This is a genomic window from Pseudomonas sp. A-RE-22, assembly GCF_019956035.1.
In the GTDB taxonomy this organism is placed as follows: domain Bacteria; phylum Pseudomonadota; class Gammaproteobacteria; order Pseudomonadales; family Pseudomonadaceae; genus Aquipseudomonas; species Aquipseudomonas brassicacearum.
In genome coordinates this window covers 1-24,422 of sequence record NZ_JAHBCZ010000032.1, presented here as the reverse complement: position 1 = coordinate 24,422, position 24,422 = coordinate 1, and the positions used below count along the sequence as shown (strand labels likewise).

General features: G+C 61.1%; 27 protein-coding genes. 6 read left to right on the top strand and 21 right to left on the bottom strand.

The features are described 5' to 3' along the window. Window positions 1-148: 148 nt before the first annotated feature. From KGA89_RS16375 to KGA89_RS16310, 14 genes are all read right to left on the bottom strand, one after another. The gene (locus KGA89_RS16375) at window positions 149-952 is read right to left on the bottom strand and encodes a transglutaminase N-terminal domain-containing protein (protein WP_223472040.1); all 804 of its coding nucleotides are present in this window, start codon (window positions 950-952) and stop codon (window positions 149-151) included. Beyond that, entirely contained in the window at window positions 949-1,899 is a 951-nt protein-coding gene (locus tag KGA89_RS16370; RefSeq protein WP_003204175.1) for an alpha-E domain-containing protein, read from the bottom strand. Before KGA89_RS16370 ends, KGA89_RS16375 begins: the two co-directional genes overlap by 4 nt. A gap of 9 nt (window positions 1,900-1,908) precedes the next feature. Then, window positions 1,909-3,318 carry a circularly permuted type 2 ATP-grasp protein gene (locus KGA89_RS16365; RefSeq protein WP_003204177.1) on the bottom strand — a complete coding sequence of 470 codons (1,410 nt, stop codon included), beginning with the start codon at window positions 3,316-3,318 and terminating at the stop codon, window positions 1,909-1,911. 470 nt (window positions 3,319-3,788) lie between these two features. Continuing rightward, a complete protein-coding gene (locus tag KGA89_RS16360; protein WP_003179463.1) occupies window positions 3,789-4,130 on the bottom strand; it encodes a ribonuclease E inhibitor RraB in 342 nt (113 codons plus the stop codon). Between the two features lie 201 nt (window positions 4,131-4,331). After that, window positions 4,332-4,568 (bottom strand): hypothetical protein, encoded by a 237-nt coding sequence (locus tag KGA89_RS16355; protein WP_003204179.1) that lies wholly within the window; start codon window positions 4,566-4,568, stop codon window positions 4,332-4,334. 140 nt (window positions 4,569-4,708) lie between these two features. Beyond that, window positions 4,709-5,317 carry an START domain-containing protein gene (locus KGA89_RS16350; protein ID WP_003204181.1) on the bottom strand — a complete coding sequence of 203 codons (609 nt, stop codon included), beginning with the start codon at window positions 5,315-5,317 and terminating at the stop codon, window positions 4,709-4,711. A gap of 54 nt (window positions 5,318-5,371) precedes the next feature. Next, on the bottom strand, window positions 5,372-5,626 hold the full coding sequence (locus KGA89_RS16345) for a YkgJ family cysteine cluster protein (protein WP_003204182.1): 255 nt from the start codon (window positions 5,624-5,626) through the stop codon (window positions 5,372-5,374). A gap of 147 nt (window positions 5,627-5,773) precedes the next feature. Then, window positions 5,774-6,250: a hypothetical protein gene (locus KGA89_RS16340; RefSeq protein WP_013693982.1), complete on the bottom strand. Its 477-nt coding sequence runs from the start codon at window positions 6,248-6,250 to the stop codon at window positions 5,774-5,776. Between the two features lie 85 nt (window positions 6,251-6,335). Then, window positions 6,336-7,778 (bottom strand): PLP-dependent aminotransferase family protein, encoded by a 1,443-nt coding sequence (locus KGA89_RS16335; RefSeq protein WP_027911483.1) that lies wholly within the window; start codon window positions 7,776-7,778, stop codon window positions 6,336-6,338. Window positions 7,779-7,978: 200 nt separating this feature from the next. After that, on the bottom strand, window positions 7,979-8,788 hold the full coding sequence (locus KGA89_RS16330; protein ID WP_058544284.1) for an OmpA family protein: 810 nt from the start codon (window positions 8,786-8,788) through the stop codon (window positions 7,979-7,981). Further along, entirely contained in the window at window positions 8,785-9,144 is a 360-nt protein-coding gene (locus tag KGA89_RS16325) for a DUF4398 domain-containing protein (RefSeq protein WP_003204190.1), read from the bottom strand. Before KGA89_RS16325 ends, KGA89_RS16330 begins: the two co-directional genes overlap by 4 nt. Before the next feature lie 9 nt (window positions 9,145-9,153). Then, window positions 9,154-9,978, bottom strand: coding sequence for a substrate-binding periplasmic protein (locus KGA89_RS16320; protein WP_223472039.1), 825 nt, complete (start codon window positions 9,976-9,978; stop codon window positions 9,154-9,156). Window positions 9,979-10,053: 75 nt separating this feature from the next. Then, on the bottom strand, window positions 10,054-10,983 hold the full coding sequence (locus KGA89_RS16315; protein WP_003204194.1) for an electron transfer flavoprotein subunit alpha/FixB family protein: 930 nt from the start codon (window positions 10,981-10,983) through the stop codon (window positions 10,054-10,056). 2 nt (window positions 10,984-10,985) lie between these two features. Further along, window positions 10,986-11,735, bottom strand: coding sequence for an electron transfer flavoprotein subunit beta/FixA family protein (locus KGA89_RS16310; protein WP_003204196.1), 750 nt, complete (start codon window positions 11,733-11,735; stop codon window positions 10,986-10,988). A 546-nt stretch (window positions 11,736-12,281) separates the two neighbouring features. Between KGA89_RS16310 and KGA89_RS16305 the strand changes: the two genes are divergently transcribed. Beyond that, window positions 12,282-13,946 (top strand): electron transfer flavoprotein-ubiquinone oxidoreductase, encoded by a 1,665-nt coding sequence (locus KGA89_RS16305; RefSeq protein WP_003204198.1) that lies wholly within the window; start codon window positions 12,282-12,284, stop codon window positions 13,944-13,946. A 102-nt stretch (window positions 13,947-14,048) separates the two neighbouring features. Here KGA89_RS16305 and KGA89_RS16300 read toward each other — a convergent pair whose 3' ends face one another. Continuing rightward, a complete protein-coding gene (locus KGA89_RS16300; RefSeq protein ID WP_003204200.1) occupies window positions 14,049-14,939 on the bottom strand; it encodes an AraC family transcriptional regulator in 891 nt (296 codons plus the stop codon). A gap of 179 nt (window positions 14,940-15,118) precedes the next feature. On the opposite strand from KGA89_RS16300, the gene KGA89_RS16295 reads away from it, so the two are divergent. Beyond that, window positions 15,119-16,171, top strand: a complete 1,053-nt coding sequence (locus tag KGA89_RS16295; RefSeq protein WP_003204202.1) for an NAD(P)-dependent alcohol dehydrogenase — start codon at window positions 15,119-15,121, stop codon at window positions 16,169-16,171. Window positions 16,172-16,177: 6 nt separating this feature from the next. Here the strand turns inward: KGA89_RS16295 and KGA89_RS16290 are convergent, their stop codons facing one another. The 5 genes from KGA89_RS16290 to KGA89_RS16270 form a co-directional block, all read right to left on the bottom strand. Next, complete coding sequence (locus KGA89_RS16290; RefSeq protein WP_013693986.1) at window positions 16,178-16,981, bottom strand: IclR family transcriptional regulator; 804 nt, start codon at window positions 16,979-16,981, stop codon at window positions 16,178-16,180. A 59-nt stretch (window positions 16,982-17,040) separates the two neighbouring features. Further along, window positions 17,041-18,351 carry an MFS transporter gene (locus tag KGA89_RS16285; protein ID WP_003204206.1) on the bottom strand — a complete coding sequence of 437 codons (1,311 nt, stop codon included), beginning with the start codon at window positions 18,349-18,351 and terminating at the stop codon, window positions 17,041-17,043. Window positions 18,352-18,528: 177 nt separating this feature from the next. After that, window positions 18,529-19,677, bottom strand: a complete 1,149-nt coding sequence (dgoD, locus tag KGA89_RS16280) for a galactonate dehydratase (RefSeq protein ID WP_003179439.1) — start codon at window positions 19,675-19,677, stop codon at window positions 18,529-18,531. A 49-nt stretch (window positions 19,678-19,726) separates the two neighbouring features. After that, window positions 19,727-20,347: a 2-dehydro-3-deoxy-6-phosphogalactonate aldolase gene (locus KGA89_RS16275; protein WP_003204208.1), complete on the bottom strand. Its 621-nt coding sequence runs from the start codon at window positions 20,345-20,347 to the stop codon at window positions 19,727-19,729. Window positions 20,348-20,366: 19 nt separating this feature from the next. Beyond that, a complete protein-coding gene (locus tag KGA89_RS16270) occupies window positions 20,367-21,347 on the bottom strand; it encodes a 2-dehydro-3-deoxygalactonokinase (protein ID WP_003204210.1) in 981 nt (326 codons plus the stop codon). A gap of 187 nt (window positions 21,348-21,534) precedes the next feature. On the opposite strand from KGA89_RS16270, the gene KGA89_RS16265 reads away from it, so the two are divergent. Then, a complete protein-coding gene (locus KGA89_RS16265; RefSeq protein ID WP_003204212.1) occupies window positions 21,535-22,167 on the top strand; it encodes a glutathione S-transferase family protein in 633 nt (210 codons plus the stop codon). Window positions 22,168-22,172: 5 nt separating this feature from the next. Here the strand turns inward: KGA89_RS16265 and KGA89_RS16260 are convergent, their stop codons facing one another. Next, window positions 22,173-22,655 carry a GNAT family N-acetyltransferase gene (locus KGA89_RS16260; RefSeq protein WP_003204214.1) on the bottom strand — a complete coding sequence of 161 codons (483 nt, stop codon included), beginning with the start codon at window positions 22,653-22,655 and terminating at the stop codon, window positions 22,173-22,175. Between the two features lie 117 nt (window positions 22,656-22,772). On the opposite strand from KGA89_RS16260, the gene KGA89_RS16255 reads away from it, so the two are divergent. From KGA89_RS16255 to KGA89_RS16245, 3 genes are all read left to right on the top strand, one after another. Continuing rightward, entirely contained in the window at window positions 22,773-23,429 is a 657-nt protein-coding gene (locus tag KGA89_RS16255) for an HD domain-containing protein (RefSeq protein ID WP_003204216.1), read from the top strand. 84 nt (window positions 23,430-23,513) lie between these two features. Beyond that, on the top strand, window positions 23,514-23,858 hold the full coding sequence (locus KGA89_RS16250; protein WP_003204218.1) for a hypothetical protein: 345 nt from the start codon (window positions 23,514-23,516) through the stop codon (window positions 23,856-23,858). Between the two features lie 32 nt (window positions 23,859-23,890). Further along, window positions 23,891-24,271, top strand: a complete 381-nt coding sequence (locus tag KGA89_RS16245) for a Rho termination factor N-terminal domain-containing protein (RefSeq protein WP_223472038.1) — start codon at window positions 23,891-23,893, stop codon at window positions 24,269-24,271. Window positions 24,272-24,422 lie beyond the last annotated feature (151 nt).

Sequence of the window (24,422 nt, the reverse complement as noted above, 5' to 3'; positions counted from 1 at the left end):
GCGAGGGGATTTATCCCCGCTGGGGCGCGAAGCGGCCCTGAACCCAGACTCCTCAGTGTGCCAGACGGATTGAGTTGTCTGTTTTGGGGCTGCTTTGCAGCCCAGCGGGGATAAATCCCCTCGCCACAGAAGCTCCCTCGTCGGAGGGTTATTGTTGTTGCACCGTGATCACCGGTGCTGCAGGCACGACCAGCTTGGCATGCATCTGCTCGCAACCGCCGCCGCGGCGCATGCCACGCACCGGGCAGGCGTCCAGGTAATCCAGGCCCACAGCCAGCTTCAGGTGGCGCTCCGGACGAGCCAGTTGGTTGGTCACATCGAAGCTGTACCAGGCGTCGTCAAGCCAGGCCTCCGCCCAGGCATGGCTTGCCAGGTGTTCGCTCTCTTCGCTGAACAGATACCCCGAGACATACCGCGCCGGCACCCCCAGGCTGCGGGCGCAGGCCAGGAAGGCGTGGGTGTGATCCTGGCACACCCCGCTACGACCGGCAAAAGCCTGCGCCGCACTGGTCTCGACCTCAGTGGTGCCAGGGGTGTAGATCATGTGCTGGTTCAGCCCGTGCATCAGGTCGATCAGCGCCGTGCGATCGCGACGCTGTTGGCATTGCTGCGCGGCGAAGGTTCGAAGGTCCTCGTCCGCCTCGGTCAGCCGGGTGAAGCGCAGGAACGGCAGCGCCGATTGGCTCTCGTGCTCGGCTTCGCGCAACGGATCGATGTCCACCTGTCCGCGGGCGCCGATGATGACCGTTTCGTGAGGTTCGTCCAGGGTCAGTACGTGAAGGATGTTACCGAACGGATCCAGCTGCGCCCGCACCGGCCGGGGCAAGTCCAGTTGCCAGCTCAACACATGCTGGCGTTCGCTGTCGTGGGGCGTCAGGCGCAGGTACTGGATGCTGGCGCGCACCTGATCTTCATAGTGGTAGGCCGTTTCATGGCTGATCGAGAGTCTCATATGACCTCCAGGTAGGAACTGTGAATGGCATTGCCCAGTTCACGGACCAGTGGGATGAATTCGGTGAGCCAGGCATGCAGGCCCCCGTCGAGGATTTCATTGATGCCGGTGTAGCGCAGGCGTGCGTCCATTTCCGCCGCCAGCCGTTGTGCTTGCCGACCGTTGGTGCCCGGCAGGCTCGCGAGGATCTGGTTGATTTCTTCGGTACAGGCGCGCAGCGAACGCGGCACATCGGCGCGCAACAGCAGCAACTCAGCCACATGGCGAGCGCCCGGGGCGTCACGGTAGATCTCGGTGTAGGCCTCGAAGGACGACAAGGCCCGCAACAAGGCGCTCCATTGGTAATACGCGTGGGCCGTGCCATCGCTGACCGTGTCGGCCTGGTCGCCGGCCATTTCGTAGCGGGCGTCGAGCAAGCGCAGGGTGTTGTCGGCCCTTTCGATAAAGGTCCCCAGGCGAATGAAGCGGAACGCGTCGTTGCGCATGATGGTGCCGTAGGTTGCACCGCGAAACAGGTGGGATCGCTCCTTGATCCACTCACAGAAACGGCTCATGCCGTAGCGATTCAAGCCCTGCTCGGCGATACCGCGAATCTCCAGCCAGGTGGCGTTGATGTTCTCCCACATGTCGGCGGTGATTCGTCCACGCACCGCGTGGGCACTGGCTCGCGCGGCGCCGAGGCAACTGTAGATACTGGCCGGGTTGGCCGCTTCCAGGGCAAAGAAATGCAGCAGGCGCTCGGCGTGCAGCTCGCCGTGTCGCTCCCGGTAATCATCCAGCGTGCCGGTGATCAGCAATGGCATGGCCAGCTCGTGCAGGCCGTCGCCACGCCCGTCCTGAGGCATCAGTGACAACGAATAGCTGACGTCGAGCATCCGTGCGAGGTTTTCCGCGCGCTCCAGGTAGCGCGACATCCAGTACAGGTCCGAGGCGGTTCTACTCAGCATGGCAGCTCCTCAATCCTCGACTACCCAAGTGTCCTTGGTCCCACCGCCCTGGGATGAATTCACCACCAGGGAACCTTCGCGCAGCGCCACCCGTGTCAGCCCGCCAGGCACCACGCGGGTCTCACGGCCAGCGAGCACAAACGGCCGCAAGTCGATGTGGCGCGGGGCGATGCCGTTTTCGACAAAGGTCGGGCAGGTCGAGAGCGACAGCGTCGGCTGAGCGATGTAGGCGTGCGGCTTGGCCTTGATCCGTTCGCGGAAGGCATCGATCTGCGCCGTCGTCGCGGCCGGCCCCACCAGCATTCCATAACCGCCGGAACCCTGGGTTTCCTTGACCACCAGGTCGGGAAGATTCGCCAACACGTGGGACAGCTCGGCAGGATTACGACATTGCCATGTAGGAACGTTCTTCAGGATCGGCTCTTCGTCCAGGTAAAAACGGATCATGTCGGTGACGAACGGGTACACCGACTTGTCGTCCGCCACGCCCGTGCCGATGGCATTGGCCAGCACCACGTTGCCGGAACGGTAGGACGACAACAGGCCCGGCACCCCGAGCATCGAGTCCGGATTGAAGGCCAGTGGATCGAGGAACGCATCGTCGAGGCGACGGTAGATCACATCCACCGCTTTCGGGCCGTCGGTGGTGCGCATGAACACTTTGTCATCGCGCACGAACAGGTCGGCGCCTTCCACCAATTCCACGCCCATCTCCCGGGCCAGGAACGCGTGCTCGAAGAACGCGCTGTTGAAACGCCCTGGCGTGAGCACCACGACACTGGGATCGTCCAGCGGGCTGGAGCTTTTCAGGGTATCGAGCAGCAGGTTCGGATAATGGTCGATGGGGGCGATGCGCTGGGCGGCGAACAGTTCGGGGAACAGGCGCATCATCATCTTGCGGTCTTCGAGCATGTAGCTGACGCCGCTGGGCGTACGAAGATTGTCTTCGAGCACGTAGTACGTGCCGTCACCGTCGCGCACCAGGTCGACACCGCAAATGTGCGCGTAGATGTCACGGTGCAGATCCAGCCCTTGCATCGCCAGTTGGTACTGCTCGTTGGCCAGCACCTGTTCGGCGGGAATGATCCCGGCCCGGATGATCCGTTGTTCGTGGTAGAGATCGGCCAGGAACATGTTCAGCGCCTTGACCCGCTGGATGCAGCCACGTTCGACCACCCGCCATTCACTGGCCGGGATGCTGCGCGGGATCGTGTCGAAAGGGATCAGGCGCTCTGTCCCCTGCTCGTCGCCGTAGAGCGTGAACGTAATGCCAGCACGATGAAACAACAGGTCGGCTTCGCGCCTGCGTTGCGCCAGCAGCTCATCAGGCGTTTCAGCCAGCCAGCGGGCAAACGCCTGGTAATGCGGGCGGACCTGGCCGTTGGCATCGTACATTTCATCAAAACCGCTGCGGATCATGCCGTACTCCTTGTCACCCTGGCAGCAAGGCTTCGCAAGCCCCGTGCCATCGGCATAAACGCTTTATGATCAACGGGTTGGATTCTCCTCTGACAGGCCGCGCACTTTTCTAGTGCAACAAATGCCCCCACCCCGCTGTCCCCCGCTTCATTGCGACGCAGGGGCGTCGCTCTGCTGAGCATAGTCACGGAAAAACGACGCGGCTTGATCTGGATACAGTTAGGTACAAAACCTGGCGCTTGTGGTGTTGCCGGGGGACATGCTCGCCTATTCGGCGTCCGCCACAAATCCCTGTGGGAGCCAAGCTTGCTCGCGATGGCAGTGGGTCAGCCCCGCATCGATGTTGAATGTGCCGCCGCCATCGCGAGCAAGCTTGGCTCCCACAGTAATGTTCAATGTTCGGTTAGCTCACAGACATGAAAACGGCCGACACAAAGGTCAGCCGTTGCTGTGGTTGCGGTGAGTAACTGTCAGGCCTGCAGGCGCCGGATCTCTTGCTTGACACCCCAGCCCTCGATCACACCACCCAAGGGTTCGACGACTGCCTCAAAGTCTTGCTCGAAGTCGCCAATGTCATCGTAGGTGGCGTACATCACCCGGCTCAGTTCCAACGACCAAGCCCCATCGTCCCGTGCACTGATCTGCGCGTTCAACGATTCTCCCCGAAAATGACCTGCCGCCCTGCGCGCCCGCTCCTCGTCCGGGAAAATGGCGTAGAACTCAATGGGATGGAATCGGGAAAAATCGAAACCGCCTTCTTTCATGCGGCGCAACACGCTGGTGCTGATGTCTTCTTGATAGGCTGTGCTCATGAAACGTCCTCCTGAAACCAATGGATAGACTTTCCGTCTTCCCGTGCGTGAAGCCCTCAGGCTGCAAGCGGTACGGCATCAAATGGCCGTCGGGACACAAGCATGTAGCTGACAAGACCGGACCTTCGCGATCCTTTCGCTGATCTCAATTGCAGAGTAGCCGCAAGTGGCAGCCGCTGCCAAGCGAGACCAGGCACCGTTTCATGAAATCGGTGTAATGCTGATGATTTCAATGCTGTGCTGGGACTTGAGGTTCTTGACGGTGGGATCTTCGGTGCGACCTTCCAGGTCGTTGAGGTCCAGTTGGGCGGGCACGGGCAGCAATTTTTCGCGAATCAGTTGTGCAGCCTGCTCCATCGTAGGCTCCTGCTCGTAGTCGAACTGCTCGGCGATGGCTTCGCCATGATCATCCACGAAAGTGATTTCCCACTTTTGCATCGGTGTCTCCTTGATCAATTCAGGGCCTGGCTTACCTCTATCTCGACATTGAGGGCCGGACAATCGTTCCGCCGGGCGTCTGGACGGCACACATGAAAAGACCGCCTCCGGGGCGGTCTCTGCAGTGCAGCCGTGGCCGATCAGTTTTCGGCGCGTTCCTTCAGGGCTTTCAAGGTGTTGAACGGCGCATCCACCACGAACTTGTTCGCCAGCCAGGACGGCACGTCACCCCCTGGTTCGGTATGGACCTGGTAGGTCACTTCGATCTGGTCAGCGCCCTTTGGCGTGAACTTCCAGAAGCCGTCGACCTGGGTCACCCGCACGAAACCTTGCTCTTCAGGCAGGTATTTCGGCACGCCCTTGAGCTTGCGGGTCAGGCTGCCATCAGCGCCCTCTTCGGTGGTAACTTCAAGCACCGAGTCCCGGGACGTCACCGGCCATGGCGTGTTGAACTGGGTGTAGGTCCAGCTCTGATTGCCTTCGTGCTTGAGCAGTTTCTGGCTCTTGCATTCATGAATCCAAGCGCAGGCACCGGGAACGTCTTCCTGCAGGGCCCGCAGCTTGGCCATGGTGGTTTTCATCACCGTCACGCCACGGTAGGCCTTGTATTTGGAGCCCGTCACCTCACTGAGGGAAACCTTGATACCGTCCTTCTCCTTGGCAACCTGCCAGTCCTCTGCCTGAGCGGTGGCCGCTGCCAGCAACACGGTCAACCCACACAACACAGCCATACGATGCAGCGAACCCATAGTTCTTTTCCTTATTGTCCAAGTTCGTTCAGTTAGGATCCGTTCATTGACTCATTACGCTGCCGTGATTTGCTCCCACCAACCGATCAGTCGGATGGCCTCTTCACTGCTGCTGCCGCAAACCTCGATGTCGGCTTCGAACGCCGAGCACACTGCCGGACGCTCCGGCTGGCCGAAGATCCGGCACAGGTTATCGACCGACAATTGCGCGCAACGTTCTCCCGCCGGTTTGCCTTGGGGCATGCCAGGGATAGGTGAGCTGATGGAAGGGGCGATGCAACAGGCGCCACAGCCTTCACGGCATTTCATGACGACAACATCCTCACGACAGTAATGGTTAGTAACAGAACACAGAGTAACGGCTAAAACACTCGTTTTAAATTACCGTCTGCGTGTTTTTTTGCCCACGGCGAGATGACCGAATGGTCAGCGACGAACCGCAGGCCTGCCGAAGGTTTATTGCTTGAATTCGAAGTCCAGCGCCGCGCCTTCCACCTCGTGGCGCTCCGGGCTGCGCAGTGGCAGCTGCATTTCATTGCTCAACAAACGGCCATTGAGCTGAAAGGGACCGGGTTTCTCACCGAACATCGACGGCAAGAGCGGCTCACGCCTGGACTGTACCACCTTACCCGGTGGTTGCAGTTTATCGACCATCTCATGGGGCAAGCTCAAATCCAGTTTGGCCGGCGGCAATGGGGTCTTGGCGACCTCGTGGGCGGATTTGCTCTTGGAGGCGATGGGGGCGCGTTTTTTCTTCGCGGGTGCCACTTTCTTGGCGGAAGGCTTCTTGGCCGCTGTGTTTTTTTTCGGCGCATCCTTCGTGGCACTGGCAGCCGGTTTTTCCTGCGCTGGCGCTGCCGCGACGACGCCTCCCATGTGGAAGACGCTCAACAGACCGATCAAAACCCAGGCAGCAGGAACAATGGCTTTCATAAATACAACAGCATTGACGGCAGAGACCCCCATGCTCGCCTGATAATGAGGCGCTGACAAGCACATCGAGCCAAGTCGCTGATATCTAAAGAAATCCGCTGACCGTCTCCTGGCACAATTGAGTGGCCAACAGCCCCAGCGTCATCAAGGCCCGCTCCGCCTCCCGGTTCCAGGGTATGCCGCAGTTCAAGCGAATGCAGTGGTTGAACTGCTCGGTATTACTGAAAATCAGCCCTGGCGCGATACTGATGCCCTGTTGCAACGCCCGCACATGCAACTCCTGGGTATTGACCCGCCCCGGCAGGCTGACCCACAGGATGAAGCCTCCAGTGGGACGGCTCATCTGCGTGCCTTCGGGGAAGTACTGCTGCACCGCCAGCTGAAAGGCGCTGAGGTTCTTGCGGTATTCCTGGCGGATATAGCGCAAGTGCCGGTCATAGCCGCCGTTTTCCAGGTACGCGGCAATGCCCATCTGCGTGACGCTGCACGCCGAGTGCGTGCTGAAGGTCTGGAGCCGCTGGATTTCCTGTTGGAATTTCCCCGCGATCATCCAGCCGATGCGCACACCCGGCGACAACGTCTTGGAAAAACTCGAACAGTAGATGACCCGGTCCAGCCGGTCGTAGGCCTTGAGGGCCTTGGTGCGCCCCTGCTCGAACATCAACTCGCCATAGATATCGTCCTCGACGATCTGGATGTCGAAGTCCGACGCCAGGCGCAGCAGTTGCTTTTGCCGCTCTTCCGGCATGGTGCCGCCGAGAGGATTGCTCAGGCGCGTGGTCAGCACCAGCGCCTTGATCGACCACTGGTTGGCCGCCAGCTGCAAGGCCTCCAGACTCATGCCAGTGACCGGGTCGCTGGGGATCTCGATAACCTTGAGGCCCAACAGATCCGCCAGTTGCAGCAAGCCGTAATAGGTCGGCGACTCGGCGGCGATCAAATCCCCCGGCCGCGTCAGCACCCGCAAGGACATCTGCAGCGCATCGACGCAGCCGTGGGTGATCACCACCTCGGAAGGGTCCACCACGACGCCGGCATCGCGCATGCGAATCGCCACTTGGCGACGCAACGGCTCGAACCCCGGGCTGAACATGTAGCTGAACGCCCGCGGGCTGTGGAAGCGCGTGACCTTGGCCAACTGCTGATGCAGAGCCCGGACAGGCAGATAGTCGACGCTCGGCACCGCAGCCCCCAGGGGAAACACCCCTTCGCGGCGCGACTCGACCAATATTTGCTGGATGATACTGCTGCGTGTCACCAACCCCGGACGCTCAACCCGGGCAATGTCCGGCGTCGGTGCCGTGAGGGCCGGCGTCTGGTGCACGTAGTAGCCCGACTGCGGCCGCGCGCGAATCAGCCCCTGGTCTTCAAGGTTGGCGTAGGCCTGCAGCACCGTGGCATGGCTGACGTTGAGCTGCGAGCTCATCTTGCGCACCGACGGTACGCGCTCACCGGGCTGATACACACCGCGCCGGATGTCTTCAGCCAGCTGTTGAGCAATACGTTGATAGAGCAGAAGGTTGGTCATGACGCAGCACTCGATTTCACGGGCATTTTATTCTTGTCGGAAACGATACCGGAACAGTTTAGAAGTGTACTGGGACAGTTGCCAGATTACTCGACAGTACAGTGGAGTGACAGCTCTAACTGTACCCATCGTGCATCGATTGCAGGGCCAAAAAAACCCGGCGCCTTTTACAGGGGCCGGGTTTTCCAGTGACGCAGCCCTTAGCGGGCGGCGCCGAGCTGGCCTTTTTCGTCGGAGAACACAATTTCAACGCGACGGTTCTGTGCCCGGCCACGCTCGGAAGCGTTGACGTCCACCGGGTATTGGTCACCGTAGCCTTCAACCTGGATACGCTTTTCGTCTATCCCCAGGTCCACCAGCACATCCGCCACCGCTTGCGCGCGGTCGCGAGACAACTTGAGGTTTTCCTGCTTGCCGCCGGTGCTGTCGGTGTACCCCTCGATACGGACCACACGCTTGGGGTTGAGCTGCAGGAACTGCACGATCTTGAGCACGACCCGGTTGGCCGAGCTCTTCAGTTCCGCTTCGCCGGTGTCGAACAGCACGTCACCCAGGGTCATCACCAGACCGCGATCGGTTTGTGTGGTCGCCATCGCCATGATCTGTTCCTCAAGCCATTTGCCCTGCTGCTGCACGCTCAGCAACTTGGATTCACGCAGGGCCAATTGCAGGCGCTGGCGTTCCAGTTCGAGCTTGGCGGCACGCTCTTCGTTGAGCACCTGGTTGCTGTGCTCCCGGGCAATCGCACTGTAGCGCTGGCTCAGGTAGGCGTAATGCTGCACATCCTCACCGCTGCCCCAGTAGCTGGACAAACGATCGGCACGGGCCAGGGATTCGCCAGCGCGGATCACGTCCCGGGGTGCGGCACGCAATACGTTGGCGTCTTCCTTGACCTTCTGGAAGTCGGTGCTGGCCTGCTCGAGCGCCGCTTCGCTGCGCTGGCCGGCGCAGCCATACAAGCTCGCCAGGCCGGCGAGCACCAGGCCGCCCAATACGTGGGAGTGCTTCATTGGGCATCCTCCCTCAATTGTTTGCGCAAGCGCTTGATGCGGGTGTCGAGCACGTTCAGTTGCTCCTGGCTCTTGAGGGTCAGCACCTTCGCTTCGGCCAGGCGGGCGTCGAGTTCGGCCTGTTCGGCCCGCATGCGCGCCTTCTTGTAGGATTCGTCGGCCATGTTGGATTTGGCGCGGGCGAATTTTTCTTCAGCCAGTTTCAATTCGGGCACTTCATCGGCAGTAGCGCCAACGGCCCGGGCTTGCTCCAGTGCCTGTTCAGTCAGGCGGATCTGTTCATTCGGCGCCGGATCGGCTGCGCAACCCGCCAGAGCCAGAACGGCCAGGGCAGCGAAAAGAGGTCGAATAGTCACTAATGTTCCCTACTGTTTTGGGGCGCTGACAGATGGCTGCAACTGTGTATTCCAACGCTCGAGATTGCGTTGCAACACAGCCTCCGCCAGGCCGGACGCGGCCAATTCTGTCATCTTTTGCGCCAGCTGTCCGCGTAACCATGGGTCATTGCAGGCGGAGTTATGGGAAATCGCGAGGAACAGCCCGGGTTTGTCCACCGGTTGCGGTGCGGCTTGCAGGTCATTGGCCATCCCCAGTGTCTGCGCCATTGCCAGGCCCGCGTAGCGCCCCGCCAGGACATATTCCACCTCGCCCAGCAGCAGTTTCTGAAAGGCCTGGGTCAGGTTGGGCGTGCGTACCAGGGACAATTGCCGCTCGGCAAAGACGCCGAATTCCTGGGTCATGCGGGCCTTTTCTGACAAAGCCCCGGGATGACCGTGAAGGTCTGCGGGCTGATCGATGACCAGCGTCGAATCCTTGCGGGTCCAGACCAGGTAATCGTTTTCGAGCAAGGGCGGATGAACGTAATCCAGCACTTCAAGCCCGGTAACGGTCAGTGGCGCGTCGGTGAGCAGGTCCATGCGTCCACTGCGCACTTCGTCCAACGCCTGGGCGCGCTTGCCGGCATACAGCAGTTCGATCTTGATCCCCAGTTCTTGCCCGACCTGCGCCAGCAGGTCGGCGCCGGCGCCAATCAAGTGCTTGGGGTCCTGAGGGTCCTGCCAGAGATAGGGTGGTGCATCCGGGCTGCCGGTGGCGATCAGTCGTTCACATTTGCCGGCGGCGACAGACAGGCCTGGCACGAGCGCCAACGTCCACAGCAACGACCAGCCGGCCAAACGACGCAGATCCATGGCAATACGCTCCTCTGATGCGGAAATAAAAAGCCCGGCCAAAGGGCCGGGCTCTTTATAAGTGAAGACGCCGGATTAGACCAGCTTCTCCAGCTCAGGGATGGCTTCGAACAAGTCCGCCACCAGGCCGTAGTCGGCCACTTGGAAGATCGGTGCTTCTTCGTCCTTGTTGATCGCAACGATCACCTTGGAGTCTTTCATGCCGGCCAAGTGCTGGATCGCGCCGGAGATACCGACGGCGATATACAGCTGTGGCGCAACGATCTTGCCGGTCTGGCCGACCTGCATGTCGTTGGGCACGAAACCGGCGTCGACCGCGGCGCGGGAAGCACCGACGGCGGCACCGAGCTTGTCGGCCAGGGCGTACAGGTGCTTGAAGTTGTCACCGTTCTGCATGCCACGCCCGCCCGAAACGACGATCTTGGCGGCGGTCAGTTCAGGACGATCGGACTTGGCCAGTTCTTCGTTGACGAAGCTGGAGATGCCGGCGTCGTGGGCAGCGCCTACGGCTTCAACGGCAGCCGAGCCACCTTCGGCGGCAACCGGGTCGAAACCGGTGGCGCGAACGGTGATGACCTTGACCGCAGCGGTCGATTGCACGGTGGCAATGGCGTTGCCGGCGTAGATCGGACGCTTGAAGGTGTCGGCGCTTTCTACCGAGATGATCTCGGAGATCTGGTCGACGTCCAGAGCAGCGGCCACGCGCGGCAGGATGTTCTTGCCGTTGGAGGTAGCGGCGGCCAGGATGTGGCTGTAGCCCTTGCCCAGCTCGGCTACCAGCGGCGCAACGTTTTCCGGCAGTTGGTGTGCGTAGGCAGCGTTGTCAGCCGACAGCACTTTGGCCACGCCAGCGATTTTCGCAGCGGCTTCGGCCACGGCGCCAGCGCCCTGACCCGCTACCAGCACGTGAATATCGCCACCGATTTTAGCGGCAGCAGCAACGGTGTTCAGCGTGGCTGGCGCCAGCGCCTTGTTATCGTGTTCGGCGATTACGAGGATAGTCATGATCAGATCACCTTCGCTTCGTTTTTCAGTTTCTCGACCAGTTCAGCCACCGACTTGACCTTGATGCCCGCGCTGCGTGCAGCCGGCGCTTCGACCTTGAGGGTCTTGTTGGTGGAGGCGGTGGAAACGCCCAAAGCGTCAGGCGTCAGCACTTCAAGCGGCTTCTTCTTGGCTTTCATGATGTTTGGCAGAGACGCATAGCGCGGCTCGTTCAAACGCAGGTCGGTGGTGACGATGGCCGGCAGTTTCAGGGAAACGGTCTGCGCGCCGCCGTCGATCTCGCGGGTCACGGCAACGCTGTCACCGGACACTTCGACCTTGGACGCGAAGGTGCCCTGACCGTAGCCGCTCAATGCAGCGAGCATCTGGCCGGTCTGGTTGTTGTCGCTGTCGATGGCCTGCTTGCCGAGGATCACCAGCGATGGCTGTTCCTTGTCGACAACGGCCTTGAGCAGCTTGGCCACGGCCAGGGAGGTCAGCTCTTCGGCGGATTCGACGAGGATGGCGCGATCGGCACCCAGTGCCAGCGCGGTGCGCAGTTGTTCCTGGGCGGTGGTCGGGCCGATGGAGACGACGACGATCTCAGTCGCCACGCCTTTTTCCTTCAGGCGTACGGCTTCTTCTACGGCGATTTCGCAGAAAGGGTTCATCGACATCTTGACGTTGGCGAGGTCGACGCCGGAGTTGTCCGCCTTGACGCGAACCTTGACGTTATAGTCGACCACTCGTTTGACAGCTACAAGAACCTTCATGGATTCCTCGTTACTCTCCGGTGAAAAAAAGTCGCCTAGGCGAACCTGGCGGTTGATGCTCATGGGCGCAAGGGCACCTCTAAAAACGCCGGCATGAACCACACATGACCCAGCTCACGGGAGTGAAGACCATTCGTCAGTGATGACCGATGAGTCATTCATTATCGCGGCGTGTAAACTGCGCGTCAGAACCACGCAATGCGTCACTTTGTGCTGCCTTCGCCCTGTCTTTAGAGGTGCTCTTGAAACCAACAGTCAGCCTACGGCGAGCGCAAAACCGCCCGTATCTTGACCGGAACGCCTATTCCGGTCAATACGGCAAAATGGTCAGTCATAAGCCGTACGTCAGTGATTTATCTGGGCTGCGGCAATTTCAAACAAACGTTTGTATTGGACCCTGAGAGTGGTGTAGATATAATGCGCCGCTTAAGAGAGACACGCGTTTCATCCATTGTCGCTTTCGTCGCTTTTCGCGAAGGAAACAACGGATGCAACGCCAAACCTCCAATTAGAAAAAACTGTGAGCCTTGAGTAGGAGATAGCCCTGTGGAACGCGAATACATGGAATTCGACGTGGTCATCGTCGGTGCCGGCCCCGCTGGCCTGTCTGCCGCTTGCCGACTGAAACAGAAGGCCGCCGAAGCCGGTAAGGAAATCAGCGTCTGCGTGGTCGAAAAAGGCTCCGAGGTCGGTGCGCACATCCTCTCCGGTGCGGTGTTCGAGCCCCGCGCCCTGAACGAACTGTTCCCGGACTGGAAAGAACTCGGCGCCCCGTTGAACACGCCCGTCGTGCGTGATGACATTTATGTCCTGAGAAACGCCGAGGCCGCGAGCAAAATCCCTGACTTCTTTGTGCCCAAGACCATGCACAACGAAGGCAACTATATTATTTCCCTGGGCAACCTGTGCCGCTGGCTGGCCCAGCAGGCCGAGAACCTGGGCGTGGAAATCTACCCGGGTTTCGCCGCCCAGGAAGCGCTGTTCGACGAGAACGGCGTGGTGCGCGGGATCATCACCGGCGACCTGGGCGTCGACCGCGAAGGCAATCCGAAGGAAGGCCTGTACACCCCTGGCATGGAACTGCGTGGCAAATACACGCTGTTCGCCGAAGGCTGCCGCGGCCACATCGGCAAGCAACTGATCAAGCGCTTCAACCTGGACAGCGAGGCCGACGCCCAGCACTACGGCATCGGCCTGAAGGAAATCTGGGAAATCGACCCGGCCAAGCATCAACCTGGCCTGGTGGTGCACACCGCCGGCTGGCCGCTGGACATCATGGGCACCGAGAACACCGGCGGTTCCTTCCTCTATCACCTGGAAAACAATCAGGTAGTGGTCGGCCTGATCGTCGACCTGTCCTACAGCAACACTTTCCTGTCGCCGTTCGACGAGTTCCAGCGCCTCAAGCATCACCCGGTGCTCAAGCAGTACCTGGAAGGTGGCAAGCGTGTCAGCTATGGCGCCCGTGCCATCTGCAAGGGCGGCCTGAACTCGCTGCCGAAAATGGTCTTCAAGGGCGGCGCGCTGATCGGTTGCGACCTCGGGACCCTGAACTTCGCCAAGATCAAGGGCAGCCACACCGCCATGAAGTCCGGCATGCTTGCCGCCGACGCCGTGGCCGATCGCCTGTTCGCCGAGTCCGAAGGCGGTGATGAACTGACCGCCTACGTCGACAGCTTCAAGAGCAGCTGGCTGTATGAAGAGCTGTTCGCCAGCCGCAACTTCGGTGCAGCGATCCACAAATACGGCGCGATCATCGGTGGCGGCTTCAACTGGTTCGACCAGAACATCCTTGGCGGCAAAATGCCGTTCACCCTGCACGACACCAAGCCCGACTACGCCTGCCTCAAGCTGGCAGCCGATTGCAAGAAAATCGACTACCCGAAACCGGACGGCAAGATCAGCTTCGACAAACTCAGCTCGGTGTTCATCTCCGGTACCAACCACGAAGAAGAACAGCCTTGCCACCTGAAGCTGACCGACCCGAGCATCCCGATCAGCAAGAACCTGCCGTTGTACGACGAACCGGCCCAGCGCTACTGCCCGGCCGGCGTGTACGAAGTGGTGACCAAGGAAGACGGCGAGAAGCGCTTCCAGATCAACGCCCAGAACTGCGTGCACTGCAAGACCTGTGACATCAAGGACCCTTCGCAGAACATCACTTGGGTGTCGCCGGAAGGCGCTGGCGGACCGACTTACCCGAACATGTAAGCCATTGCGCTGAACATCAAGGCTCCCGTAATGGGGGCCTTTTTGTTGCCTGCCATCCAAGCAGTACCACAGCTCGCTCCCACAGGGGGTGATATCAGTGGATCAAGCGGCGCGCTCTTCCCCAGGGTTGCGCTCGAAGTAGCGCTTGTACTCCCGACTGAACTGCGACGAGCTCTGATACCCCACCTGGTGCGCGACCTGGGCCACGCCCATGCCCTCGGTGAGCAGCAGCCGCTGGGCCTTGAGCAGGCGCAAGCGCTTGAGGTACTGCACTGGCGACAGCAAGGTGCTGCGCTTGAAATGCTCATGAAAGGTCGAGGCGCTCATGTTCGCGCAACTGGCCAAGGTCTCGACGTTCAGCGGCTCGGTGAAGTGCGCATGCAAATGGCCCAGGGCCGCGGCAATCCGGGCGAATTGGCCTTGCTGCTCCACCAGCGCCCGCAGCACATCGGCCTGGGGCCCGCGCAACGCGACGAACAACAACTCCCGCAGCCGCGCCTGGCCCATGACCTGGCATTCCAGTGGGTCGTGCAAGCAACGCAACAAGCGTTCGACACACCCACGCATGGCGTCATCGAGCACTGCGCAGGTCATTGATTCCGGCGTCTGGGGCGCCAGGTTCCGCCCCGGCACCAGCCCCATGGCCAGTACCAACTCCCCCAGCATCGCCCGATCGATCGCAACGGAAACCCCAAACAGCGGAGCATTGGGCATGGCGTAGGTTTCGCACTCGAACGGCACCGGCAAGGCCTGGATCAGATAGTGCCCGGCGCCATATTCCAGTGTGCGCGGTCCCAGGTACGCCAGTTTGCTTCCCTGGGCGATGATCACCAGGCTCGGCTCGTAGAGCTGCGGGCCACGGGCGACGTCCTGGCTGGCCCGAAGCGCATGTACGCCGGGCAGTGGCGTCGGGACGAAACCGTCGCGGGTCGCCAAGGGTTCTATCAATGAAACCAGCGTAGCGTTGGCATCGAGATGGCGGGTCAACAACATGGGCGAAAACTTCACGAAAAAAGGGATGAAACCATCATCGCAGGTCTGGCGTCACATAGGATCAGATCCTGGCCAAGACCGGAGGATTAGGCATGACAGGCGGAGGAATCGCCATCGCCACCTGTCGCCGGGACTCCCAGAATGAAACCCTCAACGTTCATTGCTTAGCGAGGTCCATCATGTACACAGCCATCGGATATGCCGCCCAGTCGGCCACCACTCCCCTCGCCCCCATGAAATTCGAGCGTCGCAGCCCGCGAGCCGACGATGTGGCGATCGACATTCTCTACTGCGGCGTCTGCCATTCCGACATCCACCAGGCCCGCAACGAATGGGGCATCGCCGTTTACCCGCTGATGCCCGGCCACGAAATCATCGGCAAAGTCACCGCCGTCGGCGCGGACGTCACCCGCTACAAGGTTGGCGACCTGGTGGGCGTAGGCTGCATGGTCGACTCCTGCCGCGAGTGCGAAGCCTGCCGCGCTGACTTGGAGCAATACTGTTTCGAAGGCATGACCCAGACCTACGCCAGCCCGGACCGTGTGAGCGGCGGCCACACCATGGGCGGTTACTCCAACAGCATCGTGGTCAACGAACACTTTGTGCTGCGCATTCCAGCAGCACTCGACCCGGCCAGCGCCGCACCACTGCTCTGCGCAGGCATCACCACCTACTCGCCCCTCAAGCACTATGGCGTGAAGGCTGGCGACAAGGTTGGCGTGCTGGGCATGGGCGGCCTGGGCCACATGGGCATCAAGTTCGCCAAGGCCTTGGGCGCAGAAGTCACGTTGTTCACCCGCTCGGCGAGCAAGGCCGAAGAAGCCCGTCGCCAGGGCGCGGACCATGTGATCGTATCCACCGACGCCGAACAGATGGCCGCAGCAGCCGGACGATTCCACTTCCTGCTGGACACCATTCCGGTACAGCACGACCTCAATCCCTACCTCGACACGCTGCGTTTCGACGGAGTGCACATCCTGGTAGGTCTGGTCGAGCCGATCGATCCGCCGGTACACGCGGCAAAATTGATCATGGGCCGTCGGGTCCTGGCCGGTTCGTTGATTGGCGGTATCGCCGAAACCCAGGAAGTGCTGGATTTCTGCGCCGAACACAACATCAGCTGCGACATTGAAATGCTCGACATCCGCCAGATCAACGAGGCCTACAGCCGCATGATCGCCGGGGATGTGAAATACCGCTTTGTCATCGACATGGCCACGCTCAAGGCCTGACGTTCGTCAAACCTTGGCGCCCAGTTCCGCCGACAACCGGGCTGTGACCCCTTTGACCAGGGGAATCAGCTCGGCCATCTTTTCCAGCGGCATGTACGGCACGGTGCTGGCGATGCTGATGCCGGCAACAATGCGCTTGCCGGCGTCACGGATCGGCGCCGCCACACAGCGAATCGACGGTTCGTTGTCTTCCAGGTCGAAGGCATAGCCCCCCGCCACATACTCCACCATCCGTTGCTGGAACTGTTCCCAGGATTGCTCCTGATGCTGGGGCCAGAATTGATTCTTCCCACCGGCTGGCAGGCTGATTTCATACAGCCGCTTCCATTGTTCCTGCGAGTCATCGAGCATCAGCGCCTTGCCGATCCCAGTGCGCGCCAACGGCATCCGATGGCCTACGCGCGAGCGCATTTCCGGGCCGTTGCGCCCCGGATTCTTCAGCAGGTACAAGACTTCGTCACCTTCGCGAATCGCCAAGTGAACGGTGTCCCCGGTAAGCGCCGACAGCTCGTCCAGGTACGGCCCCGCCAGGCTCACCAGTGGCAACTCTTCCCGGGCCTGAAAGCCCAGCTCGATCAATTTCGGCCCCAGCAGGTAGCCCACTTGCGGCACCACGCGCAGGTAACGCTCATCCACCAGGCAACTGGCCAGGCGATGGGTGGTGCTGCGGGTGGTGCCGATCAGCCGGGCGATTTCCTTCAAGTCACGGGCGCCGCTGGCGACCGCCTGGACCACCCCCAGGCCACGCAACAATGTCTGCGTGCCCGTAGGTGCGGCGTCCTTGGTGATTTTTGGATCGTCTTGCTGCATAGCCGGCCTTCAACAGTGAGCGGGGAACGGGCGGCATTATGGTCGCCCGCCCCGTCGGACTACAACTCGATGCGCTCGACCTTCCCGACCAGCAGGATGTAGGACAGCGCGCCAGCCAGTGCCAGGACAGAGATATAGGTGATGGCCGGGGCAAACGAATCGCCGCTGGCGAGAAAGCCAATGACGATCGGCGTGGCGATGGCCGCCAGGTTGCCGATGAAGTTGAACACCCCACCGGTCAACCCGAGCAGTCGCGCCGGCGCCAGTGTGGAGACCAGCGACCAGGTGATCGACGCCAGGCCATTGCCGAAGAACGCCAAGGCCAGGAAGGCAATCACCAGCGGCGTCGACTCGACGAAGTTGGCGCCGATGATCGAGGTCGAGATCAGCAGTCCACCGATGATCGGCAGCTTGCGCGCGAAACCTACGGTGGCGCCACGACGAATCAACCAGTCGGAGAAGAACCCGGAACACAGCACGCCGACGAACGCTGCGAGGAACGGCAACGACGCCAGCAGGCCGGACTTGATGAAGTCCATGCCGCGATATTTCACCAGGTAGGTCGGGAACCAGGTCAGGAAAAACCACAGCGTGGAGTTGAGGCAGAACTGCCCCAGGTAAATGCCCCACAACTTGCGTTGGGTCAGGACAATCCCCAGGTCGGTCCAGCTGAATTTGGCCTTGACCTTGGCGGTATCGGCCTGGATATCCACCAGCCCGCCGCCTTCGCGGATCAGTTCGATTTCGGCGGCGTTGGCACCTTTGAAATCCCGCGGTTCGCGATACACCGCGTACCAGATCGCCGCCCAGATAATGCCCACCGCGCCCGTGGCGACAAACACCATGTGCCAACCGAAGGCGTGTTGCAGCCAGGCCAATACCGGGGTCAGGAAGGCCAACCCGACAAACTGCCCGGAGGTATAGAAACCGATGGCCGTGGCTCGCTCGCGCTCAGGAAACCAGGTGGTGACCACGCGGCTGTTGATCGGATAAGCCGGCGCTTCCAGGGCACCGACCGCCATGCGCAGTACGAACAGCGCGATGAAACTGGCGGCGAAACCCAGCATTACCGTGGCCACCGACCACAACAGCAGGGCCACGCTATACAGAATCCGCGGCGGCACCCGGTCCACCAGCCAGCCACCAGGGATCTGCATGGCGGCGTAGGTCCAGCCGAACGCCGAGAAAATCAGCCCGACGTGGATCGGATCGATGCCCAGGTCGCTGGTCAGTGCGGGAGCGGCGATCGAGAGGTTGCTGCGGTCCAGGTAATTGATCACCACGGTGATGAACAGCAGGACCATGATGAAAAAACGCTTGCGGCTGGGCGTCACCAACGACGCCTGCGCGCTCAGGGTGTGCGCTTGCATGTGAGGTGCCTCTTTTTATGTTTATTGAGGAGTCGAGCACGCCCGATCGTTCCCACGCTCTGCGTGGAAACGCCTCTACGGACGCTCTGCGTTCGGCTCTTGAGGGACGCGGAGCGTCCCTGGCTGCATTCCCACGCAGAGCGTGGGAACGATCAAACCGAGAGAGTCAGGCGTGACTCACCACTCGGCAAAACTGCCATCGGCATGGCGCCAGATCGGGTTGCGCCAGCGGTGGCCGATGGCCGCGCGTTCGATGACGTATTCCTCGTTGATCTCAATGCCCAGGCCCGGGCCGTTCGGGATCTTCACAAAGCCCTTGTCGTAGTCGAACACCTGCGGATCCTTGATGTAATCCAGCAGGTCGTTGCTCTCGTTGTAGTGGATGCCCAGGCTCTGTTCCTGGATGAAGGCGTTGTAGCAGACCGCGTCCAGTTGCAGGCACGCCGCCAGGGCGATCGGGCCCAGCGGGCAGTGCAGCGCCAGCGCCACGTCATAGGCCTCGGCCATGTTGGCGATCTTGCGGGTCTCGGTGATACCCCCGGCGTGGGATGCATCCGGCTGAATGATGTCCACGTAGCCTTCGCTGAGTACACGTTTGAAGTCCCAGCGCGAGAACAAGCGCTCGCCCAGAGCGATCGGGGTGCTGGTCAGCGGCGCCAACTCCTTGAGGGCTTCGTAGTTTTCGCTGAGCACCGGCTCTTCGATGAACATCAGCTTGTAGGGATCGAGTTCCTTCATCAGTACCTTGGCCATCGGCTTGTGCACCCGGCCGTGGAAGTCCACGCCAATGCCGACGTTCGGCCCCACCGCGTCCCGCACCGCCGCGACGTTGGCCAGGGCCAGGTCGACTTTTTCAAAGGTGTCGAGAAACTGCAGCTCTTCGGTGCCGTTCATCTTCACAGCGGTGAAGCCCCGCGCCACGGCTTCTTTCGCCGCGCGAGCGGTGTCGGCCGGCCGGTCGCCGCCGATCCACGAATACACACGGATCTTGTCGCGCACCTGGCCGCCCAGCAGGTCGCTGACCGACACGCCCAGGGCCTTGCCCTTGATGTCCCACAGCGCCTGGTCGATGCCGGCCAGGGCGCTCATGTGAATGGCCCCGCCGCGGTAGAAGCCGCCACGATAGAGCACGGTCCAGATGTCTTCGATGTTGCGTGGGTCTTTGCCGATCAGGTAGTCGGACAATTCCTCGACAGCCGCCGCCACCGTGTGGGCACGGCCTTCGACCACGGGCTCGCCCCAACCGGTCACGCCCTCGTCGGTCTCGACCTTGAGGAAGCACCAGCGCGGCGGAACGATAAACGTGGTCAGCTTGGTGATTTTCATCTTGTTGTCTCTCTTGTCAGATGCAGCGCACGGGGCGCTGGAAAAGTCTTCAGTTCAAGGCGTTCCATGCGGCCACGTAGGCCTTGGCGCGCACCGCCACTTCATCCGCTGTCAGGCCCGGCTTGAACAGCCCGGAACCAAGGCCGAAACCCTTGACGCCGGCTTCGACGAACACCGCCATGTTGTCCGGGGTAATCCCGCCCACCGGCACCAGCACGGTCCCGGCCGGCAGCACCGCGAGCCAGGCCTTGACCACCGCCGGGCCCATTTGCTCGGCGGGGAACATCTTCAGTACATGGGCGCCTTCGGCCAGCGCGGCAAAGGCTTCGGTGGGCGTGGCGACGCCTGGCGACAGGTACAAGCCCGCCGCTTTCGCCGCACGCAGCACCTTCGGATCGCTGTGGGGCATGACGATCACTTGGCCGCCAGCGGCTTTCACCTGCTCGACCTGTTCCGGCGTGAGCACGGTACCGGCACCGATCAGGCAATCGGCGGGCAAGGTACTGCGCAGGATGCGGATGCTTTCGTACGGTTCGGGGGAATTGAGCGGTACTTCGATGACGCGAAATCCGGCGCTGTACAGGACTTCGCCGATGGCCGCCGCCTCTTCGGGACGCAGACCACGCAGGATCGCGATCAGCCCGTTGTGCGCCAGTGCTTGTGTGAGCATGTCAGACCTCCAGTCAGGTTCAGGGGGCGGTGGAATCGAGCAACCCGGCCGCCACGGCCAGTTGCCACAAACCGCGTTCGGTGGCCTGTTCGGCCAGGACCACCCGGGCGAAGCCGCAGGCGTCGAGGGCCCGTTGATAACGGACACAGAGTTGGGAGTTGCCGATCAGCACCACCGTCGGCAGGTGGAGGCTGTCGCGTCGCCGACGCTGCACCTCGGCCAGCGCCGTCAGCTCATGGCCGATCAGCAGGCCCGAGAGGTAATCGGCCTGGGCGCTGGCCTCCAGTTCGCCGGTCAAGCCCAGGCTGCGGGCACTGAACACCGTGGACAACGGACCGATCTGGCCATCCACCGACAACGCCACCTGTACGCCACGATCAAAGGCCACGCCATCGAAGGTCGTACTCCGTTGCTGGGTGCGGCCGAGAATGCTGTGGTCACTGAGCACGGCGAAGATCTCGCCGGTCATGAAGGTGTCGAAATGCACGATGCAGCCATCGGCCACTTCCACCCATTTCGAATGACTGCCGGGCAAGCCGATCAGCACCGCTTCGTCCGGCAGGCTGTGCAAGGCGCCGAGCACTTGGGTTTCTTCGCCGCGCATGACATTGGGCAAGCGTGAACGCTGAATCACGCCCGGCACGATGTGCACATCGACACCGCGAAGGCTGCGAACGGTTCGTAGAGAATGTCCGAGATTGGCGACGTTGGCGGGTGTGTCGCAGTAAGGCGCTTCACGCCAGCCTTGAGCACTGCCGACCATGCCACAGGCGATGACAGGCAAGCCTGGCTGAGCATCAAGCCAGTCGCCGCAGGCTTCGTCGAAGGCCAGTTCGAAACCGTCGATGCACACCCGGCCGGCCACGGTTCGCGGCCCGGAAGGCAACTGCATGATCCCCGATGACAGCGAGCGCTGCTCGAGCACCTCGCCACCGGCTGCGAGTTTGTAAGCCCGTAATGAGGTGGTCCCCCAATCGAGCGCGATCAATTGCGCCTGCATCCGCTTCACCTGTTCTGTTTTTTGGCAGTGAGTGAACGGACTATAAACCTGGGCGCAGCAAAATCTCAATATATAAATATCTCTCCCACATATTGGGATATTTCATATCCACCACAAAGCCAATCGCCATCCGCCCAAGACCCTGCTACGTTTCTGATCGGACGCCAAACAACTCAGGGAAAAAGTAATGGGACAACAGCTGAAAATCCTCGGCCGCACTTCCTCGATCAACGTCAGAAAAGTGCTGTGGACCTGCCAGGAACTGGAAATCGCCTACGAGCGCGAAGACTGGGGCATTGGTTTTTCTTCGACCCAGGATCCGGATTTCCTCGCTCTGAATCCCAATGCCCAGGTGCCGGTGATCATTGATGAGAACGGTGTGCTCTGGGAGTCCAATACCATTTGCCGTTACCTGGTGGGCAAGCATGGGCGCAGCGACCTGCTGCCTGTCGAGCCTGCCGCACGGGCGCGTGTCGAGCAGTGGATGGACTGGCAAGCCACAGAGCTCAACCCGTCATGGGGCTACGCATTCCACGCCCTGGTACGCAAGAATCCGGACTTCCAGGACCCGCAACGCATCGCCGCCGGCATCAAAGGCTGGAACGAGAAGATGGGTTTGCTGGAACAGCAATTGAACCGCACCGGCGCCTATGTGGCCGGTACGGCGTTTTCCCTTGCGGATGTGCTCATCGGCTTGTCGGTGCACCGCTGGCGCCAGGCGCCCATGGAACGCCCGGACTATCCTGCGGTGGCCGCCTACTGCAAACGCCTTGAGCAGCGCCCGGGGTTTGCCGAATACGCGTGCGCCGCGCACTCATGAAATGCTCAGTTGCCGTTAGCAAAATCCCGTAGCACCTTGCCGTCCATTCGGTAGCGCACCCACTCTTCCTGTGGTTGCGCGCCGAGGGATTTGTAGAACTCGATGGCCGGCGTGTTCCAGTCCAGCACGCTCCATTCGAAGCGCCCGCAATCGTTGTCACAGGCAACTTTCGCCAAATGGCGCAGCAACGTCTTGCCCGCCCCGCCACCGCGCTGGTCAGGCGTGATGTACAGGTCTTCGAGGTACAGGCAGTTGCTGCCCAGCCAAGTGGAATAACTGAAGAAAAACACCGCGAAGCCAATCGGCACGCCATCACGCAGGCAGATCAACCCGTGGGCCGTTGCGCCCTCGCTGAACAGGCTGCGCTCGATGTCCGCCACACTGGCGATGACTTCGTGGCGGGCCTTTTCGTAATCGGCCAACTCGGTGATGAAGGCAAGGATTTGAGGCGCATCGCTGGGTTGCGCAGGACGGATCTCGATGGACATGAACAGGCCTTGTAGCCAATTGAAAGCGCCATACTAAGCCGCCACGGGGCGCTCGTCACATATGAAAATGAACATCGTCCACGAATCCTCGAAGTACCGACATACAAAGGATCTGTCATGACCGCTGCCGCCTTTGCACCTTTTCAAACCGTCGCTGCCCAGCTGCTGCCTCACGCATTGGAGCCATCGGAGGATGGCGCTCACGATCTGTCACATCTGCAACGGGTCTGGCACAACGTACGCTTGCTCCACCGTCATGAAGGCGCAGACCTGCTTATCCTGCTGGCGGCAACGCTGCTGCATGACTGCGTGGCGGTGGAAAAAAATTCACCGCTGCGCGCCCAGGCCTCTCGCTTGGCAGCGGATAAGGCATCGACACTGTTGTCGACACTGAACTGGCCAGACGAAAAAATCAGCGCCGTTGCCCATGCCATCGAGGCTCACAGTTTTTCGGCCAATATCGCAGCGATCACACTCGAAGCCAAAATTCTCCAGGACGCCGACCGCCTCGACTCATTGGGCCTGCTCGGGGTGGCCCGCACATTCTATGTAGCCGGACGCATGGGCAGTGCACTCTATGACCCTCAGGATCCGCAGGCCAAGTCCCGGGATTACGATGATCGACGTTTCTGCCTCGATCATTTCCAGACCAAATTGTTGCACCTGGCCGACGGTTTCCAGACTGCCACCGGGCAACACATGGCGCTGATCCGCCACGAAAAACTGAAAAGCTTCATGGAGCAATTCATGGAAGAGGCCGGACTCGACGGTTAGACCATTCGTCGCGCCCGAGGCACAAACCCAAATCCAGCGAGGCCCAAGATCAGGTAAGCATTCTGAAAAATGGAGGCGACACTCATGATCACTAAAAGGCTGACCGCATTCACCTTCGCCGCGCTGCTGTCGTCGGTGGCTTTCGCGGCTTCGACCTCCGGCACCGGGCCGACCGACCCGGTACAGGCGCCCAACTCTCCCGCAACCGAAGGCCTGCCCAAGCTGAACACCGACGGCACCGGCAGTGGCCTGAACAATGGCCAGCCACCCGCCACCGGCACCGATCCGCGTGTGCAGGGTAATGACACGGGTCGTCAGGGCGGCATGAATACACCGGACTCGACAGCGCCTGATAACGCCGACACCGGGGTGGGCTCGAAAACCACGACCGGTGGTTCGGGCTCCGAAGGTGGCGCCGCCAGCCAGTAGCCTCTGCTCAGACATTTGAGGAGGAACATCCCATGCCTCGTGGAAGCAAAGACAAATACACCGCCGAACAAAAGCGCAAGGCCGCACACATTGAAAAAAGCTACGAGAAAAAAGGTGTGTCCGAGAACGAAGCCGAGGCACGCGCCTGGGCGACCGTGAACAAACAGTCCGGTGGTGGCGAACGCTCCGGTGGTTCTGGCAAGGAAAAACCGGCGACGGCCAAGAAAACCGACCGCAAGGAATCGGCCCGGCGCGCCGCCAAGACCCGCGAAGGTCACCCGCGCACCAGTAAAGCCTCCCACGCGACCCAGACAGTGGACAGCTTTATGAAGGAGGCCCGGGCGAAAAACATTCCCGGGCGCTCGAAGATGCGTAAGCAGGAATTGGTTGAGGCGTTGCGCAAGGCGGGGTGATTGTCGGCGTCTGGGAGAACGCCTTCGCGAGCAAGCCCGCTTGTGTCTTGCGCTGCGATTAGACTGAAGGTGAGAGCGGTGGGCGGCAAGCTGAACGCCCGAAGTGCTTAAAGCACGTGTGGGAGCCCATGCTGCCACTCACCTCTCCACT

What these genes read in the sequence shown, in the direction of transcription:
- KGA89_RS16375 (WP_223472040.1), bottom strand. Translation starts at nt 952, where the DNA reads ATGAGACTCTCGATCAGCCATGAAACGGCCTACCACTATGAAGATCAG.
- KGA89_RS16370 (WP_003204175.1), bottom strand. Translation starts at nt 1,899, where the DNA reads ATGCTGAGTAGAACCGCCTCGGACCTGTACTGGATGTCGCGCTACCTG.
- KGA89_RS16365 (WP_003204177.1), bottom strand. Translation starts at nt 3,318, where the DNA reads ATGATCCGCAGCGGTTTTGATGAAATGTACGATGCCAACGGCCAGGTC.
- KGA89_RS16360 (WP_003179463.1), bottom strand. Translation starts at nt 4,130, where the DNA reads ATGAGCACAGCCTATCAAGAAGACATCAGCACCAGCGTGTTGCGCCGC.
- KGA89_RS16355 (WP_003204179.1), bottom strand. Translation starts at nt 4,568, where the DNA reads ATGCAAAAGTGGGAAATCACTTTCGTGGATGATCATGGCGAAGCCATC.
- KGA89_RS16350 (WP_003204181.1), bottom strand. Translation starts at nt 5,317, where the DNA reads ATGGGTTCGCTGCATCGTATGGCTGTGTTGTGTGGGTTGACCGTGTTG.
- KGA89_RS16345 (WP_003204182.1), bottom strand. Translation starts at nt 5,626, where the DNA reads ATGAAATGCCGTGAAGGCTGTGGCGCCTGTTGCATCGCCCCTTCCATC.
- KGA89_RS16340 (WP_013693982.1), bottom strand. Translation starts at nt 6,250, where the DNA reads ATGAAAGCCATTGTTCCTGCTGCCTGGGTTTTGATCGGTCTGTTGAGC.
- KGA89_RS16335 (WP_027911483.1), bottom strand. Translation starts at nt 7,778, where the DNA reads ATGACCAACCTTCTGCTCTATCAACGTATTGCTCAACAGCTGGCTGAA.
- KGA89_RS16330 (WP_058544284.1), bottom strand. Translation starts at nt 8,788, where the DNA reads ATGAAGCACTCCCACGTATTGGGCGGCCTGGTGCTCGCCGGCCTGGCG.
- KGA89_RS16320 (WP_223472039.1), bottom strand. Translation starts at nt 9,978, where the DNA reads ATGGATCTGCGTCGTTTGGCCGGCTGGTCGTTGCTGTGGACGTTGGCG.
- KGA89_RS16315 (WP_003204194.1), bottom strand. Translation starts at nt 10,983, where the DNA reads ATGACTATCCTCGTAATCGCCGAACACGATAACAAGGCGCTGGCGCCA.
- KGA89_RS16310 (WP_003204196.1), bottom strand. Translation starts at nt 11,735, where the DNA reads ATGAAGGTTCTTGTAGCTGTCAAACGAGTGGTCGACTATAACGTCAAG.
- KGA89_RS16300 (WP_003204200.1), bottom strand. Translation starts at nt 14,939, where the DNA reads ATGTTGTTGACCCGCCATCTCGATGCCAACGCTACGCTGGTTTCATTG.
- KGA89_RS16295 (WP_003204202.1), top strand. Translation starts at nt 15,119, where the DNA reads ATGTACACAGCCATCGGATATGCCGCCCAGTCGGCCACCACTCCCCTC.
- KGA89_RS16290 (WP_013693986.1), bottom strand. Translation starts at nt 16,981, where the DNA reads ATGCAGCAAGACGATCCAAAAATCACCAAGGACGCCGCACCTACGGGC.
- KGA89_RS16285 (WP_003204206.1), bottom strand. Translation starts at nt 18,351, where the DNA reads ATGCAAGCGCACACCCTGAGCGCGCAGGCGTCGTTGGTGACGCCCAGC.
- dgoD (WP_003179439.1), bottom strand. Translation starts at nt 19,677, where the DNA reads ATGAAAATCACCAAGCTGACCACGTTTATCGTTCCGCCGCGCTGGTGC.
- KGA89_RS16275 (WP_003204208.1), bottom strand. Translation starts at nt 20,347, where the DNA reads ATGCTCACACAAGCACTGGCGCACAACGGGCTGATCGCGATCCTGCGT.
- KGA89_RS16270 (WP_003204210.1), bottom strand. Translation starts at nt 21,347, where the DNA reads ATGCAGGCGCAATTGATCGCGCTCGATTGGGGGACCACCTCATTACGG.
- KGA89_RS16265 (WP_003204212.1), top strand. Translation starts at nt 21,535, where the DNA reads ATGGGACAACAGCTGAAAATCCTCGGCCGCACTTCCTCGATCAACGTC.
- KGA89_RS16260 (WP_003204214.1), bottom strand. Translation starts at nt 22,655, where the DNA reads ATGTCCATCGAGATCCGTCCTGCGCAACCCAGCGATGCGCCTCAAATC.
- KGA89_RS16255 (WP_003204216.1), top strand. Translation starts at nt 22,773, where the DNA reads ATGACCGCTGCCGCCTTTGCACCTTTTCAAACCGTCGCTGCCCAGCTG.
- KGA89_RS16250 (WP_003204218.1), top strand. Translation starts at nt 23,514, where the DNA reads ATGATCACTAAAAGGCTGACCGCATTCACCTTCGCCGCGCTGCTGTCG.
- KGA89_RS16245 (WP_223472038.1), top strand. Translation starts at nt 23,891, where the DNA reads ATGCCTCGTGGAAGCAAAGACAAATACACCGCCGAACAAAAGCGCAAG.